Source organism: Crocosphaera watsonii WH 8501 (genome assembly GCF_000167195.1).
GTDB lineage: Bacteria > Cyanobacteriota > Cyanobacteriia > Cyanobacteriales > Microcystaceae > Crocosphaera > Crocosphaera watsonii.
The window spans coordinates 192887-218212 of sequence record NZ_AADV02000002.1 but is presented as its reverse complement, the minus strand read 5'-3'; the positions used below and the strand labels follow the sequence as shown (position 1 = coordinate 218212).

The following is a 25326-nucleotide window of genomic DNA, read 5'->3' as shown; positions in this document are numbered from 1 at the left end:
ATAATCCACCAGTTACTTATGATCTTTAAAGCCCTTAAATTTCCAAACGAACGGCTTAGCAAAATGTTGATTAAAGTAATCAATAAAATTGAGAATTTTTTGGGATAGTTCTTCAGTTGAACGGACAGTAATTCTTTTGAGTAAACGCCGGACTAAGATCGAAAACCAACACTCAATTTGATTAAGCCACGATGTATGTTTGGGAATATAAACAAAGCGAATTCGATGAGATTCATCTGATAAAAAATCTGCTCTGCTGTCCATAGATTGCAAAATCCCCTCCTTTCCTTTTCTCCCCAAATCAATAGTAATTCCACAGCTTTCTGCTACTAATTTGACTAAGCTTTCCGATTTATGAGTGTTGAGTTTATCTACAATAAAAATCCATTCTGCTTTTTCATCAATCTTAATCGTTCTCTGGATATGTTCAGAAAAATCTTGTTCTGTTCTTGTCGGTCCAATAGAGGGACTAACAACTTTTCCTCTTGCCACATCCCAGTTCGCAATCAAGCTTAAAGTTCCGTGTCTTTCATATTCAAATTCGATTTTTTCTACTTGTTTAGGCTTGATTCTTTTGTTCGGAAATAATCTCTCAAGAGCTTGAATCCCTGTCATTTTATCTGTACTAATTAAATGAATTCCTTGTTCTAACAAAGTTTTAGCTTCTTGATGAAGTTCACAGATATATTTGACTTGCTTTTTAAATTTTAAGGGATCATCAATTTTGGCATTTAACCAGTAACGAACGAGATGTGGTTGTAATGTCGCTTCTTTTTAAAAAACGCCCCACACTACGGGGGGAAATCTTTTCGACAATTCCTCTTTTTATGGCTTCATCCGCCAACTCTGAAGGTGTCCAATGGCTCACTGGTCTGTCTGATTTTTCACATTCTTCACAAGCGATCGCTACAATCTGGACTACTTGTTCGACCGTAAAGGATTTTGTTGTTCCAGGTCTTGGGCGATCGCTTAAAATTCCTTTGATCAAGACCATTAATGCTTTCTCCGTTACCTGTTGTTCTTCGGCGGCACTCAGTTTTTCTCTCTCCTCAAACCATCGCGATCGCCACTGACGCACTTGTACTCGGTCTAATTCTAATCTTCGACTAATCGAACTATTGCTCTCTCCTGATGCTGCGGCTAAGATTAGCTTGGCTCGTCTAACAAGGCGATAGGGGTTTGTTGTCCCTCTCACTATTTGTTGGAGTACTGTTTTCTGTAGGTTGGAGAGGTTAATTGGCAATGCTTTTATCATGGACATCAACTTCGAGATTCTTCCGTTAGTTTCATTGAAACACATTGTCGTGGCTAGTCACGAAAGTTTCTGTAAAAATCTGGTGGATTACTTTCGCCAAGCTGCACTAGTTGTGGATGGTCAGATTACAGTCCTGTTCCATTGGGAGTTAAAGAAGGATTCAGTTATGGGGCGCGATTAAGTAGCATCGTGGGCTGGCTTGGCTATGGGGGTAATCTTACATGGCGTAAACAGGAACATTTTATAGAGTATGTCTTTGGCATTCCCATTTCTCAAGGGAGCCTTGCCAAAATGCACAAATGGTTTCAAGAAAGTTTAGAACCCTTGACCCAACAGTGGTTAAAGTACATCCAGCAGCCAGGAATCCGATGTGTTGACGAAACCAGTTATTGCATCGATGGCATCAAGTATTGGGTTTGGGTAGCCACATCAAATGAGGTCTGTGTGTTGATGTTGGCTCCCACTAGAAGCTCCGCAGAAGTCGAGAAATTGTTAGGAGCAGATTTTAAGGGCATCCTCACCAGTGACTGCTATAGTGCCTACTTTAGACAAAGTGCGATGGCCAAACAGAAATGTCTGGCACATTTAGAACGAGAGTTAGAGTCCCTTAAAACCAGTCGTTTTCAAGCGAATCGAGAATTTGCTGCCGATGTACAGCAAGTTTTAGCAACCGCCCGTATCCATTATCGTCATTATCATGCTCGAAATTTAACCCTTGAAGACTTAGGCTCCAAAAGAACAGAAGTCGAGAACTCACTGCAAAAGATTTTTAAAGCAACTCCCAAAAAAGGATGGCCTTATGATGCACAAAGATTGATTAACCGTCTCAAACGTCATTGGGAAGAGTGGTTCACCTTTCTAACTTATCCTGAAGTCAAACCAGATAATAATGATGCTGAGAGAGCTTTACGTCCCATTGTCATTCACCGCAAAGTAAGTGGGGGAGTAAGAAGCGACTGGGGTGCAGAGTTAGTCACCCAAATGTTCAGTTTTTTAGAGACCATGAGATTACAGGGGCAAAATTCCATTGTCCAATTATGCAAATTATTGTCATTAGCTGGTCGGAGTCCCCCAGGATTAGAGATGTAAAAGGCTCCGGAGCCGATGGGGGATAGATTTTTCTTGATCCCCCTATCTCTCTGCACAAAAATACACAGGGTTAGCGGATAATCTCCGCTAATAAAAAACTATCTTACTATTCTTTTTTTTTCTCATATTGTTGTTTTTATTTGAGGTTTTTAAAAGACTTGATTCTGGGAATGTTAGTCATTTAAATAGCCGTAATAAATTAGCTTAAATTTTACGCTAAATCACAGGGCTTATATTTTTGTTGACTCAACTGATGTTGTTTGTAGTGCTTTTCAATAAGACTTTTTTGTTGCGGTGAGCAGTTACAAAACTTCTTCTATTTTCTCCTCTAAGTTTTGGGGATCAACATAATAATTAGTTCCTAATCTTTGGGGTTTTGTGTTGTGATAATTCACTAATAAACCCCTTTCTGGGGTAATTAATTCATTCATAGGAGGTGCATTTGTGGTTAGAGTTAAAGCTTTGGTACTCATAGCTTCTAGAATATAATGACCAAACCCTTCTGCTTCTGAAGGACATAAATGAATACCTAATGTATTTTGATATTTTTTGAGAGTTTCATCGTCTAAAAAATCATGAATATATTGTATATTAGGGGCAGAAACATGAAAAGATTTTTTGTTTTGTCTGAGGATCAGGGTAGGCCATTCAGGGTGACGATTCCAGAGAGTAACAATGGTTTTTGTTCCTTTTTGAATTGAACTACTTCCTGCTAAATGAAAAAACTGATTATAATTTTTTTCTTGATGTTGATCCCAACAATCAAAACTGCTAAAACTGATAAATTCCGTTTGACATCCTAGTTTTTTAAAGATAGATTGAGCATATTTTGTTTTACAAAGAATATAATCTAATTTGGGTAGAAATTGCAAACAACCATCTCTAAACCATTCTTGATTCGGAATTAGACAGTTAATCTTAGCATAGGAAAACCAAGCAGGAATAATATCCTGCAAAAATAGGTTAATGTCATAGGGAGGAGTCTTAGTAATTTTCTCACTAAAAAAAAGTTCCCCGTAGGTATAGATTCGGTGTAACTTATGACCAATAGTAGGTTTTCCTACTTCAAAAACAGAAACCTTAAAACCTGATTCTTGTAAAATTTTTTTCAGTATTTTGGCATCACTTGTTAAACCACCATTGTTATCTACAGTAATGATATTGATCTTTTTCATGATTTTCTTAATTAGGGCTATTAGGTTATATTTTCTATAATTTTAAGAGTTTCTTCTGTCATTTTTTCTTCAGAAAAATCTTGTAATCTCATTGCGGCATTTTTGGACATTTCTTGCATTGCTTGTGGTTTTTTTAATGCCCAAAAAATGGCTTGTTTTAGTTGCTCTTTATCTCCCTTAGAAAAGAGTAAGCCATGAACTTTATTGTCAATAATTTCCGGAATACCACTAGCATCCGAGGTAATAATAGGTAAATTATATGCCATGGCTTCACTAACTACAAATGATTGTCCTCCTTCAAAATAGGTAGGAAAAACAAATAAATCTGCTGCTTTCATTAAGCGAGGAACGTCGGTTCTATAACCTAATAGAATAACATGATTATTAAGGTTCTGCTTGTTGATTTGTTTAACTAAATATTTTCACTTGTCTCCTTCTCCTACCCAGACAAACTTAGCATGACTGAATTCTTGAATAATAGGTGAAATTACTTCGACTAAGTCTTGGTATCCTTTTTGGGAATGTAAACGTCCTACGGTTAATAAGATGATATCATTAGGACAAATTCCGATTTCTTGACCAACTTGATGACGAAGATTTACTGTATCTTCTGGAGAGTAATTGAGAAATTCAGAACTAGGTTTTGCTCCATTATAGATCACGCTGAGTTCTTCTTGAGGGATTTTAAAGGACTCACTGATAAAGTGTCGATTATTATTCGATATTGCAATCCATTTTTGTTTTCTATTATATGCCCATTGATAAGCCTTTAATCTTAGTTTACTGTAATGGTAGTAACCAGGGAATAATTGAAAGACAACCACAGTTGGAATATTTAATACAGCACAAGTTACTAAGGTATCAAAACACCAAAAAGGCCAGGGAACAGTAAGATGAACCACATCAGGTTTGACTTTTTCTAGCAAAGAGAAAGTTCTATAACAATGGGGAATATGCTCTCTAAATAGTTTAAGTCTTTTGCCGTCTACAGGAGCAATATCTAAAGGATGATATGTAACTCCTATCTCTTGAAAATCTTTAATTAAGGAGATGGTTTTTTCTGTTTGTGGAAAAGCAGCATTGACTTCCCAACCTTGGTTTATCCCCGCTTTACCAATAGTTAGTGCATATTCTTCTGCACCACTTCGGATCTCTGATGGAAAAATTATTAGTAATTTCATCTTAATTATTAGCAATAAATATCGAGGTTTAGCAACATTATTGGTATCCTACTTAGTAATTTTATATATTTAATTAGAAAAAATCGATTGCACTTTTTGTCTGAAAGAAGGAATGATATCTTGAGGATGACGGTAAAAATATGTCACTCTCACCAAAACTAACATATACAGTTGTAAAAAAAATGGTAATTTTTTGCGATAATTCTGTAAAAGTTTTTGATAACTTTTTTGTCCTTGACCACTTTTAGCATCTTCAACACTTTTTGTTCCTTCCAAATATCTAAAGTTTCCCCAAGTTTCATCTATATATTTAACTTTAGCAGCTTGAACAGCCCTCAATAAAAAATCAATATCCATTGCATAGTTTTCGCCTAGATCATAGAAACCAATTTTCTCATGAAGAGATTTATGATAAAAATAAGCAGAGGGATTAACAGGAGGTTGAGCAAAAGTCCATCCTAATAATAGATCTGTGATATGTAGTTTTGAAGGTTTATTGACTCCTTTGAGATTTCCTTTACTATCCCAAATATTACAATTACCTACTAATAAACTCGGTTCGGGTAAATTATTAAAAAATTTTTGTATTTTGTTAAGAACTAATGGTTCATAATAGTCATCAACATTCAAAAAACTGATAATGTTTCCTTTGGCCATGTCAAGACCTTTATTCATAGCATCAGATTGACCTTGATCAGCTTCAGAAATCCAGCGAATATGAGGATATTTTTCAGCATATTGTTTGATAATAGTAACTGTCCCATCTTGGGAACCACCATCAACAATAATATGTTCAACATCACCACAATTTTGCTCAATCACAATCTTAATACAAGACTCAATAAAAGACTCTCCATTGTAAACAGGAGTAATAACACTAATCATAATTAATTTGTGGTTTTTTCGGTTTATATTAACAGAATCATTATCCACGGTCTAATATAGCATTTTTAAATGTGAATCGTAACACAGTCTTCTAGACTGTATAACATGATTAAGCGAAAGTATACTGGTCAGTCCCAAAAAAATCAACAGGTTAGTGTTAAGTTAAAAAAGAGCCAAGAGCATTAATATTTAGCAGAAAACTTGGTATTATAAAAAATAAGCACTAAAAATTGAGAGGAAAGGAAGCATATATGCCAGCTAAACTGAAAAAAGGCGCATTAGTGCGTGTCATCAAAGAAAAACTTGAAAATAGTGTAGAAGCGAAAGCCAGTGATCAGCGTTTTCCCAGTTATATCTTTGAAAGCAAAGGGGAGATTCTGGAGATGAATGATGAATACGCCCTGATTCGATTTTATGTTCCCACTCCCAGTGTTTGGTTACGCCTCGATCAACTCGAACCTATAGAATAAACCTTATAACAACACACGGGATGTTCAAAACGCCTGTTTTTAAACAGGTGATGTAGAACCACTCGGCATCGCAGCGCATTCCCTTGCGCCCTAAGACGGCGCGGGGTCGCTGCTCATTTTTAAATGCCGTGAATATGGTAAAATAAAGTCAGTCAGTACAAGACTTAAAAACCTACCGGGGGACTCTCGGAAAGTACACGCCCAACACCTGAATTGGCAGGGTTTAAGGAAATATCACTACGCCCTTTGAGGCAAACGTGGTGAGCCTGGGAACTTGTGAAAACAAGATAATAACCATCCCGACAGGGATTCGTTATGAATCTCCTGCGCTTCAGCCAGGAGAGCGTCAAAAACCTGAAAAGTTATGACTGTCCCTTATGACCCCCTTCTTCTTTGTCAATCTCTCCGTGTAGCTATCATCGGCGCAGGTAATGTGGGGCGAACTTTAGCCCAACGGATCGTTGAAAAAGACTTAGCTGATGTTGTCCTCTTGGATGTAATAGAGGGACTCCCCCAAGGAGTGGCCCTAGATTTAATGGAGGCTCAGGGGCTAGAATATCATAACTGTGAGATAGTGGGGACAAACAACTATGAAGATACAGCTAACGCTGATTTAGTCGTCATTACCGCAGGCCGAGCCAGAACCCCTGGTATCAGTAGAGATGACCTTTTGGCGATTAATGCTAAAATTGTGGCTGACGTGGCTGAAAAAGCCTTTAAATACTCTCCTAATGCCATTTTCATAGTCATTGCCAACCCCCTCGATGTGATGACCTATTTAACCCGCAAAGTGATCGGTTTACCGCCACAAAGGGTGATGGGGATGGCTGGTGTCTTGGACTCTTCTCGTCTGCAAACTTTTATCGCTATGGAGTTGGGCATTTCTACTGCCAATGTGACGGCCATGGTATTGGGTGGCCACGGGGATTTAATGGTGCCTTTAGCCCGTTATTGCACCGTCAACGGCATTCCTATTACTGAATTATTAGACTCCCAAACTATCGATCGCTTAATGGAGAGAACCCGTAAAGGAGGGGCAGAGGTGGTTAAATTATTGAAAACAGGAGGGGCTTATTATGCACCAGCTTCTGCGGCTTATGTCATGGTGGAAAGCATAGTCAGGGATCAATCTCGTTTATTGCCAACGGCGGCTTATTTACAAGGTGAATATGGATTAAATGATATTTATATCGGGGTTCCCTGCTTTTTGGGTTGTCGTGGAGTTAAGAAAATATTAGAAGTACAATTAACATCTGAGGAAAAAGAAGCCCTACACATTTCTGCTAACTCTGTCAGGGAAAATGTCAAGCTTGCTTTAGAAAGTGTTGGCATTTAACTATATCTAAGGCTTTTTTGATTTTTTATGGCATATTGTTTCAGAAAAGTCAACCTATTGTCATCAAAGCATAAAAGATTTAAAGTGATTGTCGACAACCATTAACAACATTTTAAAAAGAACATGGAACAACGGGGCGTAACAGTTTGGTTTACAGGATTAAGTGGTGCCGGCAAAACCACCATTACCCAAGCTTTAGAAAAGAAATTAAGAGAAGCAGGTTATCCTCTAGAAATCTTAGATGGGGATATTGTTAGAACGAATTTAACCAAGGGGTTAGGTTTCTCTAAAGAAGATCGTGACACCAATATCCGTCGTATCGGTTTTGTGTCTCAGTTGCTTACCCGTCACGGTGTGATTGTTTTAGTTTCTGCTATTTCTCCTTATCGTGAGATTCGTGAAGAAGTCAAAGGTAAAATTGGAGACTTTGTGGAAGTCTTTGTTAATGCACCTTTGAACGTTTGCGAAGATCGAGATGTGAAGGGATTATATCAACGGGCCCGCGCTGGTGAAATTAAATCTTTCACTGGTATTGATGATCCCTACGAACCCCCTTTAAACCCTGAAGTTGAATGTCGTACCGATCTCGAAACTTTAGAGGAAAGTGTTAACAAAGTTTGGCAGAAACTCGAAGAAATGGGTTATCTTGCTAAACCTGTTGCTGTTTAAGTAACGGGTTTTGGGGAGATTTATTATTATTTTAGTCTTCCCCTTCCTTACCATAAAATCGTAAAAAATGCAAGCTAAATTTTATATGTCATTCCGAGGTACTCCGAATCTCCATAACAATGGATAGTAGATAATGGACAATGGATAATTGCCATTTTGAGGTACCCCGAATCTCATAATATCTAGTGCAGTAATTTATAATTCAGGATAATCTAACCAAGCATCTAAATCATTAATATCTTTAAATTCCAGTAAAGACATAGCTAAATCTTCGATATCGTTTAAAGAAAGGGTTTCAATTTTATTGGTTAACCTTTCTTCTAAATTAGGAAATCTTTGATTTAGAAGTAACATTACTAATTTTAATCCTTCTTTTATTTCTCCTTTCCTTTCTCCTTTTTGTAGGATATCTTGGTAAATAACAGAACCTTTCATAATCTCCTCCTGAAATAGTGAGTTAACTAATATTTTATCAAATCGTAAACCGGCTAAAATGCTTGTACAACTTCCTAAGATTTGACGCTGTTAAATATCTTCTAGGTTATTGATTTTAGCAGAAATTTGTTGCAGTAAAGTGTTAGGATTTTTACTGTTAGTTAAGGGTGCAAAGGGATATAATCCAGGTTGATTAATAAATAAATTAGGATCTTGTTCCCATAAGCGAATCACTCGATCTCAATTATTATTATTCCCCCCTTAATAAGGGGGGTTAGGGGGGATCATCGGGGATCTCCTTTATCAGAAATCACCTTAATTCTTTGTGTTTTGTATAAAGAAAATTGACCCATTGAGGTATATGATACACCGTTGAATTAGATTGATCCGATAAATTACAAGAATTAGCATAAAATCTAGCTATTGCTAAAAGAACATTATCTTCAGCTTTATTTTCAGAAAGATAGTCATCTTCAATTATAATTTCATCTTCCCAATAAGGTTTAGCTTTAACAATTTTTAGGATAACTTCTATGAGTTTTCTTTTTTCTTGAGGGGTTATTGTTGAATTTTGATTTAATTTTTCACATTCATTAATAAGACTGTTTTTATCAGGAATAGACATAGATAAAAATTTTTCTATTCGTTGGAGAACATTATTTATATTATCACGATGATTAATATCTGGATTGTCATTTATATCTTGAATCATGTCTTGATAAATAGTCTCTAAGGATAAAGGATTATTTTTATATGTAATTTTAGTTAAAGGTAATTCATTTTGTAAATAGTCTTGTAAGTCTGGTTCTAAAAAATATGCTTCTTTATGTATCCATCCAGTAATAATAATTTTTGATTGATCAATTATGTTTGTATCAATAGGATTATTTTCATAAATAGCATGATAAAGTTCTTCAGTAGTTTGATAATGAGGACAAATATTGCTTATATCCTGACACTGAATATCTAAGTCAATGAGAATAAATAGTTTATGTAGAGATAAATAAGAATTATCAGGATCATTGTTATGTAAATCAATTAATTGAGGATAAATTCTCAGAATATCTGAACGGGAACCACAGGGAATAAATACAGGTTTTTTGCTTTTCCATTCCATAGGAATAGTTTGTTTCCAAAAGTTAGCATCAGGAAAATCATCTAGTCTCTTAATTTGTTGTGGAGTATGAACATTTAAGTATTCTCTAGTTCCTTCACAGAGAATAACTAGATTATTTTTTATTCTTCGATGCTTCAATATTATCTGACAAAATTCTGGATCTTTTACTTCAATATCATTCATAATAGTTTTTATTCTTCAGAGTTTGGATTTAACATTTTAGGTTCAATTTCTTTAACATGAGCTGGGGTTAATACTTCACATAAATAGAAGGAATGTGTTGCTAATAAATATTGATTATCTCCCCAAGATGCTAATTCATTTACTATATTATATTGCCAATCAGGATGGAAACCATTTTCAATTTCATCAATGAGAATAATAGAATCATTGATATTATTATATTTGATCCAAGCATACAAGCCTAATTTTTTTAATTCTCCATGACTTAATTCTTCGGGTTCCAGTTCTATAAATTCATTTTCTGAGATTTTGCGTTCAACAATAATGGAATTCATATCTGGTGAAGGTTTGATATATTTATCATTACCTAAAAATTGATGAAAATCCTCTGCTAATCCTTTCAATTCTGTACCGTATTCTAGATTATCATTCTCAAGCGCAGTTTTAAAGTCTTGTTCTCTTGCTTGTTTAAAGGCGTGTTTTATGGCAATTATAGATAATTGATTATAAATGTAAATATTAGCTATTTGTTTTCTTATAGCATTAACCTTATTGTAATAGTCAGCAAAATTACCATCCATCAATTTTTTGATTTCTCGATCAAAAAATAAAAACATCTGTGTCGGTGGTGTAACTAAATAAATGTTTTTGCTAGCATAAGCAAATGCTTTATAAGATATTTCAAAATTATCAATATTTGTCTTACAAATCATCCATTTGTCCTGAGCTGCAATATAATTACAGCAAAGGATTTTTAGCTCTTTTTGATAAATTAAGAGTCTAGAATTTGTTGATTTTATATACTGTTTAATTTCTTCTTGTTGTAAAATTAATGTCTGTTTGCCCTCTTCTAGCTTTTCTATATCTTTTGACTTTTTTTCTACTAATCCTGATGATTCTCCCATATATTCCCTCCTCTTCTCGGATATAATTTGATCTATATTTGTTATCTCCTTTGATTTATCTTGTAAATCTTTCTTGAAATTCAAAATCTCTTTTGTAAATTTTATTATTTTTTGATTATCACTGTCATTTTCGTCTAAATAAGTGAATGTAAAATTAATTATTTCTCCTTGATAATTCAACTCAAATTGAGCTATTTCATCAGTATCTTGAAAGTTATCTATGACAGAAATTAAAAAATTACTCAAGTAAATATTCTTATTATCATCCAATGAACAAGTCAGCAACACAAAAATTAATTGTAATAAGGTACTTTTTCCTCCACCATTTTCGCTACCAATAGGAAAAACAGCAGGTTTTAAACTGGGTTCAAAGGTTAACTCAACATTCTTAAGGTTACGAAAATTTGGAACAGAGACTTTAAGTAATTTCATAATCAATTTTACCTCTAATAATCATGAGAAAAACTAAACACTATAATAACCTACCAACTATGATAAAAGAAAAGAAACTCTCCCCAAGGACTAATATATAATATACCAGGTTCTTGACAACTGGGTTTAATACTAACCTCCCAACCTCCATCTAACCTTAAATCAGTATATCTCTGTCTTAATTTTACTGTTCCCAAAAGTCTTTTTTTGCCAACATCAAACTTAATAGGAATTTTTTGCCAGATAATTTCACCCTGAGTATTTTTAAGAACAATAACACTTTCAGTGGGGGTTAATAAGTATGATTCAAGAATATAAGTAGGGATTCCTAAACGAGATAATTTAACTTGAGACTCTAAGGTTAATAATTCAATATCTCCCCCATAGTCTTCTGAATAATATGGTCCGTCATCCATATTAAAAAGATGAGGTTCACAGCTATAGACAACAAAGACAATAATCAATAAGCTGCTTATTTGTATAATATTTTGTTTGATTCTAAGTTTCATATATCTATTTTATTTGATGTTTTCATAAGGAGTAATCATATTTAATTTATCTCCTAGTTGCACTTCTGCTATTTCTAAATCATAAGCTTGTTGTAAATTCATCCAAAAATTAGCCCCAGTATTAAAGAATTTTCCTAATCTTAAAGCAACTTCTGCATTAAGGTTGGATTTTCCTTCAATAATTAACTTTAGTTGTTCTTCTGAAATATCAATTTTTTTAGCAATTCCATAGATATTTAAGCCAATTTCTTCAATTTCATCAGCTAGAATTTCACCAGGATGAATCGGATCTTTCCAATGAGTCATAATTTTTCTCCGAAAATCTCTTATCATATAATTTAACAAAAATGAAAACTTAATACTAAAAGGTGTGCAAATTTTTCAGAGATTAGTATAACTTGAAATAACTATTTATAGCTTTTCTCGGACTCATTAAGTACACCTAACATCCAACTCCGAACTCCGAACTCCGAACTCCTAACTCCGAACTCCTAACTCCTATCATTTATAATTTTTTTATCAAACCTTGTCGAAACTAGGTTAGAATTGTGAAGAAATCTGTAGTAATGTAACTATATACTTCTCATTACCGTAACCTATGTCTCTTCCCATTCGTAACGTTGCTATTATCGCCCACGTCGATCACGGTAAAACCACCCTGGTGGACTCCCTTCTCAAACAGTCTGGTATCTTTCGTGAAGGGGAAGAGATCCCTGACTGTGTGATGGACTCCAATACCCTCGAACGAGAACGGGGTATTACTATCCTCTCCAAAAATACAGCAGTTCGCTACAATGACACCCTAATTAACATCGTTGATACCCCTGGACACGCGGACTTTGGGGGAGAAGTAGAACGAGTGTTAGGGATGGTAGATGGTTGCATCTTGATTGTAGATGCTAACGAAGGTCCCATGCCACAAACTCGTTTTGTTCTCAAAAAAGCTTTAGAAAAAGGGTTACGTCCCATTGTAGTTGTTAACAAGATCGATCGCCCTCAAGCTGAACCGGATCAAGCAGTGGATAAGGTTTTTGACCTCTTCATAGAACTAGGGGCCGATGACGATCAGTGCGACTTTACCACCTTATATGCGTCGGGTTTATCGGGGTTTGCAAAAGATAACCTAGAGGATGAGTCAGAAGACATGAAACCTCTATTTGAAGCAATTTTACACCATGTTCCCCCACCAGCAGGGGACGTAAGCAAACCCCTACAACTACAAGTAACTACCTTAGATTATTCCGAATATTTAGGCCGTATTATGATTGGTCGTATCCATAACGGAACTCTCAAAGCAGGACAACAAGCAGCTTTGATGAAAGAAGATGGTACAATTGTTCGAGGTAAAATTAGTAAACTGTTAGGGTTTGAAGGACTGCAACGGGTAGAATTAGAAGAGTCTAACGCAGGGAATATCGTTGCTGTGGCCGGGTTTGCTGATGCTAACATCGGGGAGACTTTAACTTGTCCCGATGAACCCCAAGCGTTACCTTTAATTAAGGTAGATGAACCAACTTTACAGATGACTTTCTCGGTAAATGACTCTCCTTTTGCCGGTCAAGAAGGTAAGTTTGTCACCTCCCGACAAATACGCGATCGCCTCATGCGTGAGTTAGAAACCAACGTAGCGTTAAGGGTTGAACCAGGAGACTCTCCGGACCAGTTTTCCGTTTCCGGTAGGGGTGAACTCCATTTAGGTATTTTAATCGAAACCATGCGTCGGGAAGGATACGAGTTTCAGGTGGCCCAACCCCAAGTTATTTATCGTGAGGTTAATGGCCAACCCTATGAACCCTTTGAATATTTAGTGTTAGACGTTCCCGAAGAAGCAGTAGGATCTTGCATCGAACGTTTAGGCCAACGAAAAGGGGAAATGCAGGATATGCAAACCGGGGTCAATGGACGGACTCAGTTAGAGTTTGTTGTCCCGGCCAGGGGTTTACTGGGTTTCCGTGGTGACTTTATCCGCATTACACGGGGTGAAGGGATCATGAACCATAGTTTCTTGGAATATCGTCCTTTATCTGGTGAGTTGGAAACCCGTTACAATGGGGTGATTATTGCCTTTGAGGAAGGGACATCTACTTTCTACGCTATGAAAAACGCAGAAGATCGCGGTGTCTTCTTTATTATTCCCGGAACCAAAGTTTATAAAGGGATGATTATTGGTGAAAATAACCGTCCCCAAGACTTAGAATTAAATGTGTGTAAGACGAAACAGTTAACCAACCATCGTGCAGCTAGTGGAGAGGAATTAGTTCAACTCCAGGCCCCCCAGGAAATGAGTTTAGAAAGGGCCTTAGAATATATTGGTTCCGATGAGTTAGTAGAAGTTACACCAGAGTCTATTCGGTTACGGAAGATGAAGACGAAAAAATTAGCCAAACGTTAAATTCCGTAGGGTGGGCATTGCCCACCTTTTTCATACAAAATAAATGGTATCAAAGCCGTTAAGCAATGATACTCATCTAAGGCAGCAAGTAGTTAAGTTTTGTAAACATTTCTGACAGAATACTAATAAACCTTTAGAATTTGAAGCAACTAGGATGATAATTATCAATTTTTAGATTTATAGTAAACTACGATTACAAGATATTAATGATGAGCAAACCCTTGATTATCGCACCCCGCTATCGTTTAGACGATGAAATAAACTGGTTAGAAGGTATCGATCCCTCACGACGTTACTGGTTAGCTGTTAACGGCGATCGCCAGTCAAAAGTCGTTATTCCTGGGTTGTGTGTGACTTCTTCTCAAGAATTAAAAGATGCTATTTTGGGGTTACGTGGGTTGCAACCTCAAGAAAAAATGGTCATCAAGCGTCCTTTTGGTAAGTTAATCATTCATTGTCTCAGCAATAACTGTTACGCTATAGAGGGAAGGGTTGAAGGAGCTTTAACTTGGCATCTCTTTGATAAGGAAACTATCGAAAGCCTTTTGTTAACAGGCCATCCCAAATGGGTTCCCTCACCAAGAGATACAGAATTAGGTCGTAAACTCTTGGAATTAGCCTTTGAGCAACCTGCTTATGCAGTTTAACGCCTCAAACTAACCAATTCCTCCAAAGAAGCTAATAATTTCACCTCTACTGAAATAATTTCTTTTTGATTGTTAAGAATGAAGATCCAGGCTACATTGACAGTGAATAAGGTGGTTTTTACTTTACCTTTGATCCTAGCTTGAGTGTGGCCTGTTTCTGTTGTTTCTAAAGCTTCGGAGAGGGGGGAAAGTATCATCTCCCTTGCTTCTTGCTGTAAATAATTAGCGATCGCTTCTGGTCCGCTTATGGGAGACTCAAAGGGAGGTTGTAAAACACCATCAATAGCGAATAATTTAGCTGTTTCTGGAAAATCACCCTTGTTTAGAGTTTCAAAATATCGTGTAATAACAGGTTCTGTTAAATTAAGGGGATTTAGCTTCTGAGACGATCCTATCATATTTATGTCAAAATAGTTGATAAAGCTTCATTTTATCATGTTAACTACTCCGGTGTGTGCTTAATAATATTAGGCCACTACTAAGACTATTATGACTCTTTACTGTCTTAATCCTGCTTGTCCTGATCCTAATAATCCCAATACTCATAATTATTGTCAAGGATGTGGTCAAGAATTATCCAAAACCACCCAAGGTTATTTATTCGGCGATCGCTATATTATTAAACAAGTATTAGGGGAGGGAAACTTTGGCCAAACTTATTTAGTTGAAGATCAAAATTTTCACAATAGAAAACGAGTATTAAAAAAATTTATTGCTAATCTTCAAGGAAAAGGTTTAGAAACCGCTAAAGAATTATTTAAACGAGAAGCTAATATATTAGACACTCTAAAACATGAACAAATTCCTGCTATTTATGATCATTTTGAAGAGAATAATTCTCTCTATCTAGTTGAAGAATATATCGATGGAGATGACTTAGTTACAGAATTTGAGCAACAAGGAATATTTAGTGAAGATAAAATAAAATCCCTGTTAAAAGATTTATTACCTGTTTTAGATTATCTCCATCAAAAAAACTTATTGCACCGAGATATTAAACCGGATAATATTATGCGTCGTCGTTATGATGGCAAATTAATATTAATTGATTTTGGGGGGGTTAAAGAGGTTTCGAATACTCGCGGAATTTTAATTTATACTCCTGGTTATGCTGCTATAGAACAAATGACAGGACATCCACAACCTGCTAGTGATATTTACAGTTTAGGGGTTACTTGCATTCGCTTGCTAACAGGATGTTTTCCAGGTGATGATAATGAAAATGATCCGATTTATGATAGTAGTCAAGCGACTTGGTTATGGCAAGAATATTTAGAAAAAGAAGAAATTAAAATTAGTGATCAATTAAGTCATATTTTAAATAAAATGTTAGAACATTTAGCCCCAAATCGTTATCACAATGTTAAAGAAATCTTAGAGAATTTACAAGAATCACCTACTTATATACAACCAGTAGAAACTTCTACTAATTTACCAATCTCAGAACCACAAAAATCTAGTGCTTATGATTTAATTAGTGTAATTGCAAAACCCCAAATATTTCTCTTAGTAACTTGTTTTAATGGCAGTATAATTATAGCTTGGCTGATAAAATATTTTCTCTATCCCTCATCCTCTAAACCTTTATTGCTGTGGGAAAAAATTATCAATTATGTAACCTTACTCAGTGTATTTATTATCTTATTTTCTTTCCTAAGTTATCTTATTTTCCTGATTAAAAATAAAAATAAATTACCCACAACCATTAAAAGAACTTTTTTAGCATCTCCCAATCATTCTCTAAAAAACACTCAAATTACCCCAACCTCTTCTAATCCTTTAAAAACTCAAAAAACAAATTCTCAGATTCCGGCAACTCCTTCTAACTTATCAAATAATCATTCAACAATTAAACCCACAACTACTATAAGTAAATATAATAAAAAGATAGTTAGTTCTCTAAAAGATTTTAATTTTAAAGTTATTAAAGTTAATCATAAAGGCGAAATCATAGAACAAGAAAACAAGAAAAGTCAATATTTTGCGGTTGAGTTAGCAGCAAATATTTACTTAGAGATGGTTGTCATTCCCAAGGGAATATTTTGGATGGGAACTCCTGAAAAAGAAGGTAAAAATTCCTCACAAGAAAGACCACAGCACGAAGTAAGTTTGTCATCATTTTGTATGAGTAAATATCCCATTACACAAGGACAATGGGGAATAATACTTCTGAATTCAAAGGTCAAAATAAACCCGTAGATAGTGTATCATTTTATGATAGTTTAGAATTTTGTCAGAAGTTATCCGAAGCAGTTGGTATTGAATTTAATTTACCCAGTTAAGCACAATGGGAATATGCTTGTAGAGGTATTATTGATCCTAGTCAATATAGACAGTTAGACGGGATATATATTTATCCCCCCTTTAATTTTGGAGATACTATCACCCAGACATTAGCAAATTATAATAGTACACGAAATTATCAACAAGAAAACATTGGAATACATCGGCAACAAACCACCGAAGTTGGTTACTTTTCTGCCAATAATTTTGGTTTATACGATCTGCACGGAAATATCTGGGAATGGTGTGCTGATGATTGGCACGAAACATATCATAATGCGCCAAAAGATGGTAGTATTTGGATAGATGGATACGATCAATATTCTCCTATGCGTGGAGGATCTTGGGCAGCTTTTCCATTTTATTGTCGTTGTGCAACCCGCAATAAAGTTCAACGTAGTAGCCGAAGTCGTTACAATGGATTTAGGGTTGTCTATAACTACAAAAAAAAAGTAATAAACTGAGTTAGGAGTTAGGAGTTAGGAGTTAGGAGGCGCGAGTTTTTTCCATGAGATAATCAGGGTTTAATACTCTTGATGTAAATCAGTTGTCTCCAAATTTCCTTATGTCGAACTCAGGTTAACACAGTCTTCTAGCTGTAACAGAAAATAATGGATAATCAAGACTTATATAATACCCTAATCCGACTAGACGGAAAAAATTACAAAGCGTATAAAGATATCAAGGCAAACTATCAATTTCCTAAATTTGATTTAATTATCGAACATATCCAGGGTGATCCCTTTGCCTCCCCCAGTAAACTGATTATTAAAATTCCCCATAATGTTGCTGAATTCCCCACTGAGTTATATGAAAATGAAAGTAGAAAAATTGCTTTAGAAGACTATTTAATTCGTCAATTTAGTCAAGCTTGTCAACAAATAAGTCGTCACAGAGGAACAGGAAAAAGCGGAAAAATTACTATTATAAAAATTGGTCAAGAAATCTTAAAAAGAACAGCAGCAAATATTAATAAAAATGATATAGAAATACGTTTTTCGGTGGGACTTCCTGCAAGGGGAAGGACTATTTTAGGTCATCAAGCAGCACAAATGTTATGTGAAGATGTACCCGATATTGTTGAACAAACATTACTATATCAAGCTTTAGATTCTCAGGGGATTAAAACACAAGTTGAGACAGCAGAAGATGCAGATTTTATCCGTCAGCAATTATCAAAAAATAACTTAGTTACTTTTATAGCTAATGGGTCTATTTTACCCCGAAAAAGTGGTATTGATCCTCGTCCCCTGGAAACAGATGCTATCCCTTTTAAGTCCCCAGAATCATTAGAAATTGCTTTTGAAACACCCAATCAAGGGTTAATCAAAGGTTTAGGTATTACCCAAGGAATTACCTTAATTGTTGGGGGAGGTTATCACGGAAAATCGACCTTATTAAAAGCAATAGAATTAGGTATTTACAATCATATTCCTGGGGATGGTAGAGAATTTGTAATTAGTGATCCATCAGCGGTAAAAATTAGGGCAGAAGATGGTAGAAGTATTGTAGGGGTTGATATTTCTCCCTTTATTAATCAATTACCACAACAACGCTCAACTAATGATTTTACCACCACCAATGCAAGTGGAAGTACCTCTCAAGCAGCCAATATTATCGAAGCATTAGAAGCAGGAAGTAAAGTATTATTAGTGGATGAAGATACCGCAGCAACTAACTTTATGATCCGCGATCGCAGGATGCAACAATTAATAGCAAAAAATAAAGAACCCATCACCCCATTTATCGATAAAATTAAACAATTATATATAGACTATGGTGTATCAACTATCTTAGTAATGGGAGGAAGTGGAGACTATTTTGATGTAGCAGATCAAGTAATTGCTATGGATAACTTTGAACCCTATAATGTTACAGAAAAAGCCCAAAAAATTGCACAAGAAAACCCCAATGAGCGTATGATAGAAGGGGGCAATAATTTCGGTAATATAACCCCCAGAATACCCTTAGCCCAAAGTATTGATCCCAGTCGAGGAAGACGGGACGTTAAAGTTAAAGTGAGAGACGTAGATCAAGTAGTTTTTGGAACAGAAGACATTGATTTAACCTCTGTTGAACAATTAATTGAACCAGGGCAGTTAAGGTCAATTTCTGCTGCTATAATTTACGCCAAACAATATTATATGAATGAGCAAACAAGCTTACCTGATATTTTAGATCAAGTGATGGAGGATATTGATAGTAAAGGGTTGGATATTTTAAGTCATTTTCCCCAAGGAGACTTAGTTATATTTCGTCGCTTTGAATTAGCCGCTGCTATTAATCGTTTGCGATCGCTAAAAGTTTATCAGTTATCTCAGAAATAGAAAATCAGAACAAACCCAATGGGATTTATTGAATTCAATGCTTCTGTAAAAATCCCCCAGACTACTCATAGCTGAGGGGTTAATCTAATGAACTAATTGTTCTATTTTTTCTTAGCTTTAGCTAATTTACTTTTACCCTTGACAATAGAACACATAAACCCAAAAATAAGTTCAAAGTTTTCATAATTATTGACAGCTTAATAAACTCAGTTGTTTAACATCTTCATTACTGAGTAACCAACCCATTGCCCCTGCATTTTCTTGTGCTTGCTTGGCATTTTTTGCCCCAGGAATAGGAATTACATCACCTTGGGCAATTAACCAGTTTAAAGCAATTTGAGCAGGAGTTTTGTCGTATTTTTCTCCCAGTGCTGTTAGTTGATTAAGAATCGGTTCAATTTTTTTTAATCCAGACGCAGAGAATTTAGGATCTATTTTTCTGGCACCTGTAACTTGTTCTTGTTTTTCTGGAGTATATTTTCCTGTTAATAATCCTTGATCTAAAGGACTATAAGCTAAAATTGTTACTCCCAATTCACGGGCTTTGTCTAGAATACCATTCTTTTCAATAGTTCGAGTTAACAAAGAATAACGTACTTGGTTCACCGCTAAAGGAACATCATAAGTGGCTAAATAATCATAAGCTTGCTGCATTTGTTTAGCGGAATAATTACTGACCCCAACGGTAAGAATACGGCCTTTTTTAACTTCTGTAGCCAAGGCTGTCATTAAGGTTTCTTGCCCCATGAAAAAGTCAAAAGGCATATGCACTTGATATAAAGCCACTTGTTCAACGTCTAATCTATCTAAACTAGCGGTTAATGCCTCCGCTACTGCATCCCGATTAAAACGCCAGGGTAAGGGAAAATATTTGGTGGCTATTTGTACGGGTTGGCTGGTTTGTTTGAGAAATTTACCGATCAGTTTTTCTGACTCTCCTAACCCATAAACCTCTGCAGTATCAAAAAAGGTGGCACCTGCTGCCACGGCTGCATCAAAGGCTGCTTGTACCTCTGTTTCCCCATAGTTGGACCCGTAACCCCAAAATAAACTGTCTCCCCAAGCCCAGGTACCAATACCCAAGTTAGGGAGTTGAATGTTTCTCACGGATAATTGATTGCTTTGCATCGGTTATTTCATTATGACTGCTCTTTACATTACTTTACATTATTTGAGTAGAGGAAGTATTTCTTTGATGGTTATTTGTGCTTTAATGTTCATTAAAATGATGAATGATGCTCCTTGGCAACAAGAAACGGTTATCCACAGAACCCAATTAATTCTCAGTAGTTTTGAGCATTGGTTAGGCTGTTCTTTTTGTTTTTCTGACTTTTCTTTTCTATCTTGATGGCTGATTCCATCCCAAATAAAAACCACCCTATTTCTAGGGTGGAGGAGGTCATCTGGTACATCTGAGGAGGAAATCTCAATGTAGGGAAAACTTGTTTCTTGCTGTTATTAATATCCCATCATTTCCTCGTTCAAGTCTTCATCTAGTTGGGTGAATTAAATAGGTTTATCTGAAGTGATTTGTCCTTTTTAATCATGAGTTCCTGACAGGAATTAAGCTTCTTCTTCTGTAGTAACACCATCACCCACAAGAGGATTGGACAAAGGAGTTTCTAAGATATAGTCAAAAAGTAAACCTGTCCCAATCAAGAAAGCAAGAATAACAACGGTGTCAAAGGTTATTTTTTTGATAGACATGGTGTCACACTCCTGAAAGGAATTAGTATTCATATACCTTACGGGTACTAGGATACTCCTTAACTTTGGGTCATGGCTTCATCCATCTTAAGGGTTATTGCTCACCCATTTGGGTGAAATTACAGTAACTACTAAAAAAATGAGAGAGGACAAAGATTGTCCTCTCCAGGGTTTAGCGTCCGCTTTTTTTATCTCGGTCTTGGCGACGACGATCGCGCCATTCTATGGTTGTTAAATAGAGTATCCCCCCACTGACCAAAACGAGTAATACTAAAGCAGTGAGAAAGAGTACATTGAGAAGAGATGATGTTTCCACAGTGCTAGAAACCGTTACGTCCCCAAACGACCATAGCGATAGACCAAGTGAATAAAGCTAATACGCTAACCCAACCGAGAGCTAAAATATCCATAGTGATTGATGTCTATAAAATGACGTGAGTGTTAAAACAATACACACTATCATACTTCTATTCGGTTAGGTTGTGGAGATCATAGTAAAACCTAAGAAAAGGGAGGGATTATTAGATGGTTTTTTGCTCTCCAGTAATACTTTTGAAGGATAAGGTTCCCATATTCTCTCTATAGGTCTTTTTAATGTCTCGTAACATATAGAAATCATTGGCAAAGATTAGGGAACCCCCCATAAGTCAACTCATTCTATAAGCAAAAAGAGACCTACATAATAATTTAGATAACCTCTCCTCATCAACTATGCTTAATCGTATCCGTCCCTATTTTGCTTCTCTTCCTTTGACTTTAGTAATGTTGCAAGGGATGACTCCCTTAACCCTTGCTACACCACCTCGTAACCCCGATAAAACGGTAGAATGTGAATTATTAATAGTCGGTGGTGGACTGGCAGGAACCGGAGGCGCTTATGAGGGGTTATTAGCAGGAAAAACTGTCTGTATGACGGAGATAACCGACTGGGTTGGGGGACAACTTTCTTCTCAGGGAACCTCTGCTTTAGATGAACGTCCAACCCAGCGAGCGGAGTTGATCTATCCACGGGGTTATCTAGAGTTACGAGAACGCATCGAAGACTATTACGGGGAACTCAACCCTGGAGACTGTTGGGTAAGTTATTCTTGTTTTCTCCCGGAAGATGGTCATAAAATCCTCAAGGGAATGTTGGATGATGCAGCCAGAAAAGGCGGCGGACAACTTAACTGGTTCCCTTCCACTGTGGTTAAAGATTTAAGCATCGAAAGAAATCCTAACGGGGGAAAGGGAAAACAGATCATGAGTGCGATCGCTATTCAACACACCCCCAAAGAGGGCGCACCCCCTTTAAATACTTATCCCCTCTCCCAAACCATCGAGGATGCTTATACCTACGAAGATTCTAAGTTATTTGACAAGACTATTATTAAGTTTATTCCTAAGCCCCACGATCAAGGGGTACCAGCAGACTGGTATGTGATCGAAGCCACAGAAACAGGGGAAATAGTCGGTCTAGCTGATGTTCCCTACCGTTTAGGTATCGATCCCCGTTCTTATCTAGAACCCTCTTCCGCTAGTGTCAGTGGTGATCCCTATTGTACTCAAGGGTTTACTTATACCTTTGCTATGGAAACTACCGAAGATCCCCAAGAATACGATATACCGGATTTTTATGCTCAATACGCCCCTTATTATAGCTACGAGTTGGAGAGGTTAGCGGATTTTGATTTAGTCTATACTTACCGACGTATTTGGAGTCCTCAACAGGGGGAACAAAGCGAGTTTGGAGGGATCGGTTTTACCACACCGACTCCTGGGGATATTTCTATGCAAAACTGGACTTGGGGTAATGATTATCGCCCGGGAACCTCTCGAGATAACCTCATCTATAGTCGTCGACAACTAGAAGAAATGGGGCAACTAGATCCCGGACAGTGGATGGGTGGTTTACGCACAGAAACCCTACGAAAAGGGGAAGAACATTCTATCGGTTATTTCTATTGGTTAGTGGTAGGAACTACGGACTCCCAGTTAGGAGATGGGGTCAAAACCCCCGATCCCTATCATGTTTATATGAAGGGGTTAGAGTCTCCTATGGGAACGGTTCACGGGTTATCTAAATACCCTTATATGCGTGAAGCAAGGCGCATTATTGGTCGTGAGTCTTTTCTTTATGAAAATGGATTTATGATCAACGAAATCGATATTTCTCGTCGTAACTATCAAGATGATTTTTATAAACAAAACCTTTCTCCTAGTACCTATCGTCGTTTACACGCTGCTTTAGCCGGGTTAGAAGGGTTTAAGGTTCTCCGTGGGGATGCTTCCCCAGAACAAGTTACCCGACGTGAGCGATCGACTATTTACCCTGACTCTGTGGGTATTGGTCATTATGCTATTGATTTTCATCCCTGTATGACGGAATATCCGGCGGAAAAACCAGGTAACACGGAGCGTAAAGGGGAAAGAGAGGGTCAAAGTCAAGCTTATCCTTTCCAAGTGCCTCTAAGGTCGATGATTCCCCAAAACATCGATAATTTGCTGGTGACGGGTAAGAGTATCGCTGTTAGTCATATTGCTGCTGCTGCTTATCGGGTACACTCCTTTGAATGGTCATCTGGTGCTGCGGCCGGAACTACTGCTGCTTTTGCTATTGATCGACAAATTTTACCCTATCAGTTAGTAGAAGAACCTATTTTTCGCTCGAAAAAGTTACAAGAATTACGTCAAAAATTAGATGCTAATAACAATCCGACTACTTTCCCCAATACTTCTATTTTCAATGATGATTGGAGTGATTGGAGATAAATTAAGAATATGGGGAACTAAAGGGGGGATCTCGATAATCTCATAAATCATTACTGATTGCTATATATAAACTAAGTTGAAAATCTTAAGAGGAGCTAATGAATCTTTATTATCTAAGGTTAAGAGGGGTTAGAATAGGTTGGTTTATTCTTTCCTTTATCTTTATGTTTTCTATCCCTTTGCAAGCTAAGGAAATTAGTTCTACTCTTAATAAAAAAGATATATCAGTTTGTCAAGCTGATTTAAAAAGTAAAATAGATACTATCTTAGACCAAGAAGAATTAAAGCGATCGCATTGGGGAATATTAGTTAAAAATTTAGATAATCAAACCACATTATATGAGTTAAATTCCCAGAAATATTTTATCCCTGCTTCTAACGTTAAATTACTAACAACAGCAGCGACATTAATTAAGTTTGGAGCTAATTATCAAATTAAAACTCCTGTTTACGTTTCTGGTTCCTATCCTAATCTAAGTGTTTTAAAAATAGTAGGACAAGGTGATCCAACTTTTAATAGTAAACAGTTAGAAACATTAGCTAAAGAATTAAAGGCAAGAGGAATTAATAGTATTGATAATTTAATTGTTCAAGATAGTCCTCTAGAAAAACCATCTATTAATCCTACTTGGGAATGGGAAGATATACAATTTTATTATGCACCAGCAGTTAACAAGTTAATTCTTAATGAAAATACTGTTATTTTAACCTTAAATACTCAAGAAATAGGAGAAAAATTAGCAATGGATTGGTCTGATTCTATTGCTGCAAATCAATGGATTATTGATAATAAAACTGTAACAGGGGAAGAAGATAGCTCTTATTCTGTTTCAATTAATAGAAACTTTGCAAAACCATTGTTAACAATTACAGGGAGTTTAGCAATTAATTCTGATCCTAGAATTTTGGGAATGACAGTGGTTAACCCAGGAGAATATTTTTTAAACTCAGTGCAATTTTACTTAGAAAAAGAAGGAATAAATATTATTAAGTCTCAGGTGGTTTATGGAGATAGTGCAACAGAAAACTTAGTGAAGATAATTGAAATTAATTCAGATCCTTTGCAAGAAATTATTACGAAAACAAACCAAGACAGTAATAACTTATATGCAGAAAGCTTACTAAATCTTTTAGTCAATGGTACACCAGAAAATAGTTCTCTTGATAACCTAAAAGAAATTCTTACTGAATTAGGATTAGATACTAATTCATATCACTTAAAAGACGCTTCAGGATTATCTCGTCATAATTTAGTTACCCCAGAAACATTAGTCAATTTACTAACCCTAATGGCAGAAACTCCAGAAGGGATAAATTATCGTGATTCTCTCCCCATTGGTGGTGTCAATGGAACCATAACAAATCGTTTTAAAAAGACAATCATTGAAGGAAAAGTACAAGCTAAAACAGGAACATTATCAGGTACTTCTTCCTTATCTGGTTATATAAATCCTCCAAATTATGCTCCCCTAGCTTTTAGTATTCTTGTCAATAAATCTGACTTAAAATCCTCACAATTAAGACAAATTATTGATAAAATTGTCATGAATTTAGGATCCCTTAAACAATGTTAATCTA

27 protein-coding genes and 2 pseudogenes are annotated in these 25326 nt (G+C 36.1%); 12 read left to right on the top strand and 17 right to left on the bottom strand.

Annotated elements, in window-relative coordinates; translation table 11 throughout:
• Nucleotides 1-12: 12 nt before the first annotated feature.
• Together CWATDRAFT_RS04575 and CWATDRAFT_RS04570 are read right to left on the bottom strand one after the other, a co-directional pair.
• Nucleotides 13-654: a transposase gene (locus CWATDRAFT_RS04575; protein WP_007303895.1), complete on the bottom strand. Its 642-nt coding sequence runs from the start codon at nt 652-654 to the stop codon at nt 13-15.
• A 64-nt stretch (nt 655-718) separates the two neighbouring features.
• Nucleotides 719-1300, bottom strand: coding sequence for a helix-turn-helix domain-containing protein (locus tag CWATDRAFT_RS04570; RefSeq protein WP_007303150.1), 582 nt, complete (start codon nt 1298-1300; stop codon nt 719-721).
• A 57-nt stretch (nt 1301-1357) separates the two neighbouring features.
• On the opposite strand from CWATDRAFT_RS04570, the pseudogene CWATDRAFT_RS04560 reads away from it, so the two are divergent.
• Nucleotides 1358-2344 (top strand): annotated as a pseudogene (locus CWATDRAFT_RS04560) (IS66-like element ISCwa4 family transposase); the annotation flags it as partial.
• Nucleotides 2345-2646: 302 nt separating this feature from the next.
• Here the strand turns inward: CWATDRAFT_RS04560 and CWATDRAFT_RS04555 are convergent.
• From CWATDRAFT_RS04555 to CWATDRAFT_RS04545, 4 genes and pseudogenes are all read right to left on the bottom strand, one after another.
• Nucleotides 2647-3519, bottom strand: a complete 873-nt coding sequence (locus CWATDRAFT_RS04555) for a glycosyltransferase (protein WP_007303893.1) — start codon at nt 3517-3519, stop codon at nt 2647-2649.
• 20 nt (nt 3520-3539) lie between these two features.
• Nucleotides 3540-3929 (bottom strand): annotated as a pseudogene (locus CWATDRAFT_RS39345) (glycosyltransferase family 4 protein); the annotation flags it as partial.
• Between the two features lie 12 nt (nt 3930-3941).
• Nucleotides 3942-4700 carry a glycosyltransferase family 4 protein gene (locus CWATDRAFT_RS04550; RefSeq protein WP_007303891.1) on the bottom strand — a complete coding sequence of 253 codons (759 nt, stop codon included), beginning with the start codon at nt 4698-4700 and terminating at the stop codon, nt 3942-3944.
• A gap of 69 nt (nt 4701-4769) precedes the next feature.
• A complete protein-coding gene (locus CWATDRAFT_RS04545; protein WP_007303890.1) occupies nt 4770-5585 on the bottom strand; it encodes a glycosyltransferase family 2 protein in 816 nt (271 codons plus the stop codon).
• A gap of 251 nt (nt 5586-5836) precedes the next feature.
• On the opposite strand from CWATDRAFT_RS04545, the gene ndhO reads away from it, so the two are divergent.
• The 3 genes from ndhO to cysC all read left to right on the top strand — a co-directional run bounded on the left by ndhO (nt 5837) and on the right by cysC (nt 8060).
• A complete protein-coding gene (gene ndhO, locus CWATDRAFT_RS04540; RefSeq protein ID WP_007303889.1) occupies nt 5837-6055 on the top strand; it encodes an NAD(P)H-quinone oxidoreductase subunit O in 219 nt (72 codons plus the stop codon).
• A 364-nt stretch (nt 6056-6419) separates the two neighbouring features.
• Nucleotides 6420-7391 carry a malate dehydrogenase gene (mdh, locus tag CWATDRAFT_RS04535; RefSeq protein ID WP_007303888.1) on the top strand — a complete coding sequence of 324 codons (972 nt, stop codon included), beginning with the start codon at nt 6420-6422 and terminating at the stop codon, nt 7389-7391.
• Nucleotides 7392-7514: 123 nt separating this feature from the next.
• Nucleotides 7515-8060, top strand: a complete 546-nt coding sequence (gene cysC, locus CWATDRAFT_RS04530; RefSeq protein WP_007303887.1) for an adenylyl-sulfate kinase — start codon at nt 7515-7517, stop codon at nt 8058-8060.
• Between the two features lie 195 nt (nt 8061-8255).
• Here the strand turns inward: cysC and CWATDRAFT_RS31545 are convergent, their stop codons facing one another.
• The 6 genes from CWATDRAFT_RS31545 to CWATDRAFT_RS04505 all read right to left on the bottom strand — a co-directional run bounded on the left by CWATDRAFT_RS31545 (nt 8256) and on the right by CWATDRAFT_RS04505 (nt 11947).
• Entirely contained in the window at nt 8256-8495 is a 240-nt protein-coding gene (locus tag CWATDRAFT_RS31545; RefSeq protein ID WP_007303886.1) for a DUF4351 domain-containing protein, read from the bottom strand.
• A gap of 90 nt (nt 8496-8585) precedes the next feature.
• Nucleotides 8586-8729 (bottom strand): hypothetical protein, encoded by a 144-nt coding sequence (locus CWATDRAFT_RS36990; RefSeq protein ID WP_007303885.1) that lies wholly within the window; start codon nt 8727-8729, stop codon nt 8586-8588.
• 76 nt (nt 8730-8805) lie between these two features.
• Complete coding sequence (locus CWATDRAFT_RS04520; RefSeq protein ID WP_007303884.1) at nt 8806-9795, bottom strand: hypothetical protein; 990 nt, start codon at nt 9793-9795, stop codon at nt 8806-8808.
• 8 nt (nt 9796-9803) lie between these two features.
• Nucleotides 9804-11132, bottom strand: coding sequence for an AAA family ATPase (locus tag CWATDRAFT_RS04515; RefSeq protein ID WP_007303883.1), 1329 nt, complete (start codon nt 11130-11132; stop codon nt 9804-9806).
• 50 nt (nt 11133-11182) lie between these two features.
• Nucleotides 11183-11641 carry a hypothetical protein gene (locus CWATDRAFT_RS04510; RefSeq protein ID WP_007303882.1) on the bottom strand — a complete coding sequence of 153 codons (459 nt, stop codon included), beginning with the start codon at nt 11639-11641 and terminating at the stop codon, nt 11183-11185.
• Nucleotides 11642-11650: 9 nt separating this feature from the next.
• On the bottom strand, nt 11651-11947 hold the full coding sequence (locus CWATDRAFT_RS04505) for a HigA family addiction module antitoxin (protein ID WP_007303881.1): 297 nt from the start codon (nt 11945-11947) through the stop codon (nt 11651-11653).
• A 292-nt stretch (nt 11948-12239) separates the two neighbouring features.
• On the opposite strand from CWATDRAFT_RS04505, the gene typA reads away from it, so the two are divergent.
• Together typA and CWATDRAFT_RS04495 are read left to right on the top strand one after the other, a co-directional pair.
• Nucleotides 12240-14033: a translational GTPase TypA gene (gene typA / locus CWATDRAFT_RS04500; RefSeq protein WP_007303880.1), complete on the top strand. Its 1794-nt coding sequence runs from the start codon at nt 12240-12242 to the stop codon at nt 14031-14033.
• A gap of 206 nt (nt 14034-14239) precedes the next feature.
• Nucleotides 14240-14680, top strand: a complete 441-nt coding sequence (locus tag CWATDRAFT_RS04495) for a hypothetical protein (protein WP_007303879.1) — start codon at nt 14240-14242, stop codon at nt 14678-14680.
• On the opposite strand, the gene CWATDRAFT_RS04490 is transcribed toward CWATDRAFT_RS04495, so the two are convergent.
• Entirely contained in the window at nt 14677-15078 is a 402-nt protein-coding gene (locus CWATDRAFT_RS04490) for a nuclear transport factor 2 family protein (RefSeq protein WP_007303878.1), read from the bottom strand. The genes CWATDRAFT_RS04495 and CWATDRAFT_RS04490 overlap by 4 nt on opposite strands.
• A 91-nt stretch (nt 15079-15169) precedes the next feature.
• On the opposite strand from CWATDRAFT_RS04490, the gene CWATDRAFT_RS04485 reads away from it, so the two are divergent.
• From CWATDRAFT_RS04485 to CWATDRAFT_RS04480, 3 genes are all read left to right on the top strand, one after another.
• Complete coding sequence (locus tag CWATDRAFT_RS04485; protein ID WP_007303877.1) at nt 15170-16879, top strand: bifunctional serine/threonine-protein kinase/formylglycine-generating enzyme family protein; 1710 nt, start codon at nt 15170-15172, stop codon at nt 16877-16879.
• 110 nt (nt 16880-16989) lie between these two features.
• A complete protein-coding gene (locus CWATDRAFT_RS41285) occupies nt 16990-17427 on the top strand; it encodes a formylglycine-generating enzyme family protein (RefSeq protein WP_326997403.1) in 438 nt (145 codons plus the stop codon).
• 147 nt (nt 17428-17574) lie between these two features.
• A complete protein-coding gene (locus CWATDRAFT_RS04480; protein WP_007303876.1) occupies nt 17575-19290 on the top strand; it encodes an ABC-ATPase domain-containing protein in 1716 nt (571 codons plus the stop codon).
• A 186-nt stretch (nt 19291-19476) separates the two neighbouring features.
• Here the strand turns inward: CWATDRAFT_RS04480 and CWATDRAFT_RS04475 are convergent, their stop codons facing one another.
• A complete protein-coding gene (locus tag CWATDRAFT_RS04475; protein ID WP_007303875.1) occupies nt 19477-20418 on the bottom strand; it encodes an aldo/keto reductase in 942 nt (313 codons plus the stop codon).
• 13 nt (nt 20419-20431) lie between these two features.
• Between CWATDRAFT_RS04475 and CWATDRAFT_RS39340 the strand changes: the two genes are divergently transcribed.
• Nucleotides 20432-20638, top strand: coding sequence for a hypothetical protein (locus tag CWATDRAFT_RS39340; RefSeq protein WP_042711178.1), 207 nt, complete (start codon nt 20432-20434; stop codon nt 20636-20638).
• 215 nt (nt 20639-20853) lie between these two features.
• Here the strand turns inward: CWATDRAFT_RS39340 and CWATDRAFT_RS36985 are convergent, their stop codons facing one another.
• The 3 genes from CWATDRAFT_RS36985 to petN all read right to left on the bottom strand — a co-directional run bounded on the left by CWATDRAFT_RS36985 (nt 20854) and on the right by petN (nt 21407).
• Nucleotides 20854-21030, bottom strand: a complete 177-nt coding sequence (locus CWATDRAFT_RS36985; RefSeq protein ID WP_156177800.1) for a hypothetical protein — start codon at nt 21028-21030, stop codon at nt 20854-20856.
• A gap of 139 nt (nt 21031-21169) precedes the next feature.
• Entirely contained in the window at nt 21170-21313 is a 144-nt protein-coding gene (locus tag CWATDRAFT_RS38215) for a hypothetical protein (RefSeq protein WP_007303874.1), read from the bottom strand.
• 4 nt (nt 21314-21317) lie between these two features.
• A complete protein-coding gene (gene petN, locus CWATDRAFT_RS32885; RefSeq protein ID WP_008277373.1) occupies nt 21318-21407 on the bottom strand; it encodes a cytochrome b6-f complex subunit PetN in 90 nt (29 codons plus the stop codon).
• 301 nt (nt 21408-21708) lie between these two features.
• Here petN and CWATDRAFT_RS04465 point away from each other — a divergent pair, with 301 nt between their 5' ends.
• Together CWATDRAFT_RS04465 and dacB are read left to right on the top strand one after the other, a co-directional pair.
• Nucleotides 21709-23748, top strand: a complete 2040-nt coding sequence (locus tag CWATDRAFT_RS04465; RefSeq protein WP_007303873.1) for an FAD-dependent oxidoreductase — start codon at nt 21709-21711, stop codon at nt 23746-23748.
• 98 nt (nt 23749-23846) lie between these two features.
• Entirely contained in the window at nt 23847-25322 is a 1476-nt protein-coding gene (gene dacB / locus CWATDRAFT_RS04460) for a D-alanyl-D-alanine carboxypeptidase/D-alanyl-D-alanine endopeptidase (RefSeq protein WP_007303872.1), read from the top strand.
• Nucleotides 25323-25326: the final 4 nt, after the last annotated feature.

Coding starts and splice junctions, on each gene's coding strand:
- CWATDRAFT_RS04570 (WP_007303150.1), bottom strand. CDS start 1,300: ATGTGTTTCAATGAAACTAACGGAAGAATCTCGAAGTTGATGTCCATG.
- CWATDRAFT_RS04555 (WP_007303893.1), bottom strand. CDS start 3,519: ATGAAAAAGATCAATATCATTACTGTAGATAACAATGGTGGTTTAACA.
- CWATDRAFT_RS04550 (WP_007303891.1), bottom strand. CDS start 4,700: ATGAAATTACTAATAATTTTTCCATCAGAGATCCGAAGTGGTGCAGAA.
- CWATDRAFT_RS04545 (WP_007303890.1), bottom strand. CDS start 5,585: ATGATTAGTGTTATTACTCCTGTTTACAATGGAGAGTCTTTTATTGAG.
- ndhO (WP_007303889.1), top strand. CDS start 5,837: ATGCCAGCTAAACTGAAAAAAGGCGCATTAGTGCGTGTCATCAAAGAA.
- mdh (WP_007303888.1), top strand. CDS start 6,420: ATGACTGTCCCTTATGACCCCCTTCTTCTTTGTCAATCTCTCCGTGTA.
- cysC (WP_007303887.1), top strand. CDS start 7,515: ATGGAACAACGGGGCGTAACAGTTTGGTTTACAGGATTAAGTGGTGCC.
- CWATDRAFT_RS31545 (WP_007303886.1), bottom strand. CDS start 8,495: ATGAAAGGTTCTGTTATTTACCAAGATATCCTACAAAAAGGAGAAAGG.
- CWATDRAFT_RS04520 (WP_007303884.1), bottom strand. CDS start 9,795: ATGAATGATATTGAAGTAAAAGATCCAGAATTTTGTCAGATAATATTG.
- CWATDRAFT_RS04515 (WP_007303883.1), bottom strand. CDS start 11,132: ATGAAATTACTTAAAGTCTCTGTTCCAAATTTTCGTAACCTTAAGAAT.
- CWATDRAFT_RS04510 (WP_007303882.1), bottom strand. CDS start 11,641: ATGAAACTTAGAATCAAACAAAATATTATACAAATAAGCAGCTTATTG.
- CWATDRAFT_RS04505 (WP_007303881.1), bottom strand. CDS start 11,947: ATGACTCATTGGAAAGATCCGATTCATCCTGGTGAAATTCTAGCTGAT.
- typA (WP_007303880.1), top strand. CDS start 12,240: ATGTCTCTTCCCATTCGTAACGTTGCTATTATCGCCCACGTCGATCAC.
- CWATDRAFT_RS04495 (WP_007303879.1), top strand. CDS start 14,240: ATGATGAGCAAACCCTTGATTATCGCACCCCGCTATCGTTTAGACGAT.
- CWATDRAFT_RS04490 (WP_007303878.1), bottom strand. CDS start 15,078: ATGATAGGATCGTCTCAGAAGCTAAATCCCCTTAATTTAACAGAACCT.
- CWATDRAFT_RS04485 (WP_007303877.1), top strand. CDS start 15,170: ATGACTCTTTACTGTCTTAATCCTGCTTGTCCTGATCCTAATAATCCC.
- CWATDRAFT_RS04480 (WP_007303876.1), top strand. CDS start 17,575: ATGGATAATCAAGACTTATATAATACCCTAATCCGACTAGACGGAAAA.
- CWATDRAFT_RS04475 (WP_007303875.1), bottom strand. CDS start 20,418: ATGCAAAGCAATCAATTATCCGTGAGAAACATTCAACTCCCTAACTTG.
- CWATDRAFT_RS39340 (WP_042711178.1), top strand. CDS start 20,432: ATGACTGCTCTTTACATTACTTTACATTATTTGAGTAGAGGAAGTATT.
- CWATDRAFT_RS36985 (WP_156177800.1), bottom strand. CDS start 21,030: ATGAATACTAATTCCTTTCAGGAGTGTGACACCATGTCTATCAAAAAA.
- petN (WP_008277373.1), bottom strand. CDS start 21,407: ATGGATATTTTAGCTCTCGGTTGGGTTAGCGTATTAGCTTTATTCACT.
- CWATDRAFT_RS04465 (WP_007303873.1), top strand. CDS start 21,709: ATGCTTAATCGTATCCGTCCCTATTTTGCTTCTCTTCCTTTGACTTTA.
- dacB (WP_007303872.1), top strand. CDS start 23,847: ATGAATCTTTATTATCTAAGGTTAAGAGGGGTTAGAATAGGTTGGTTT.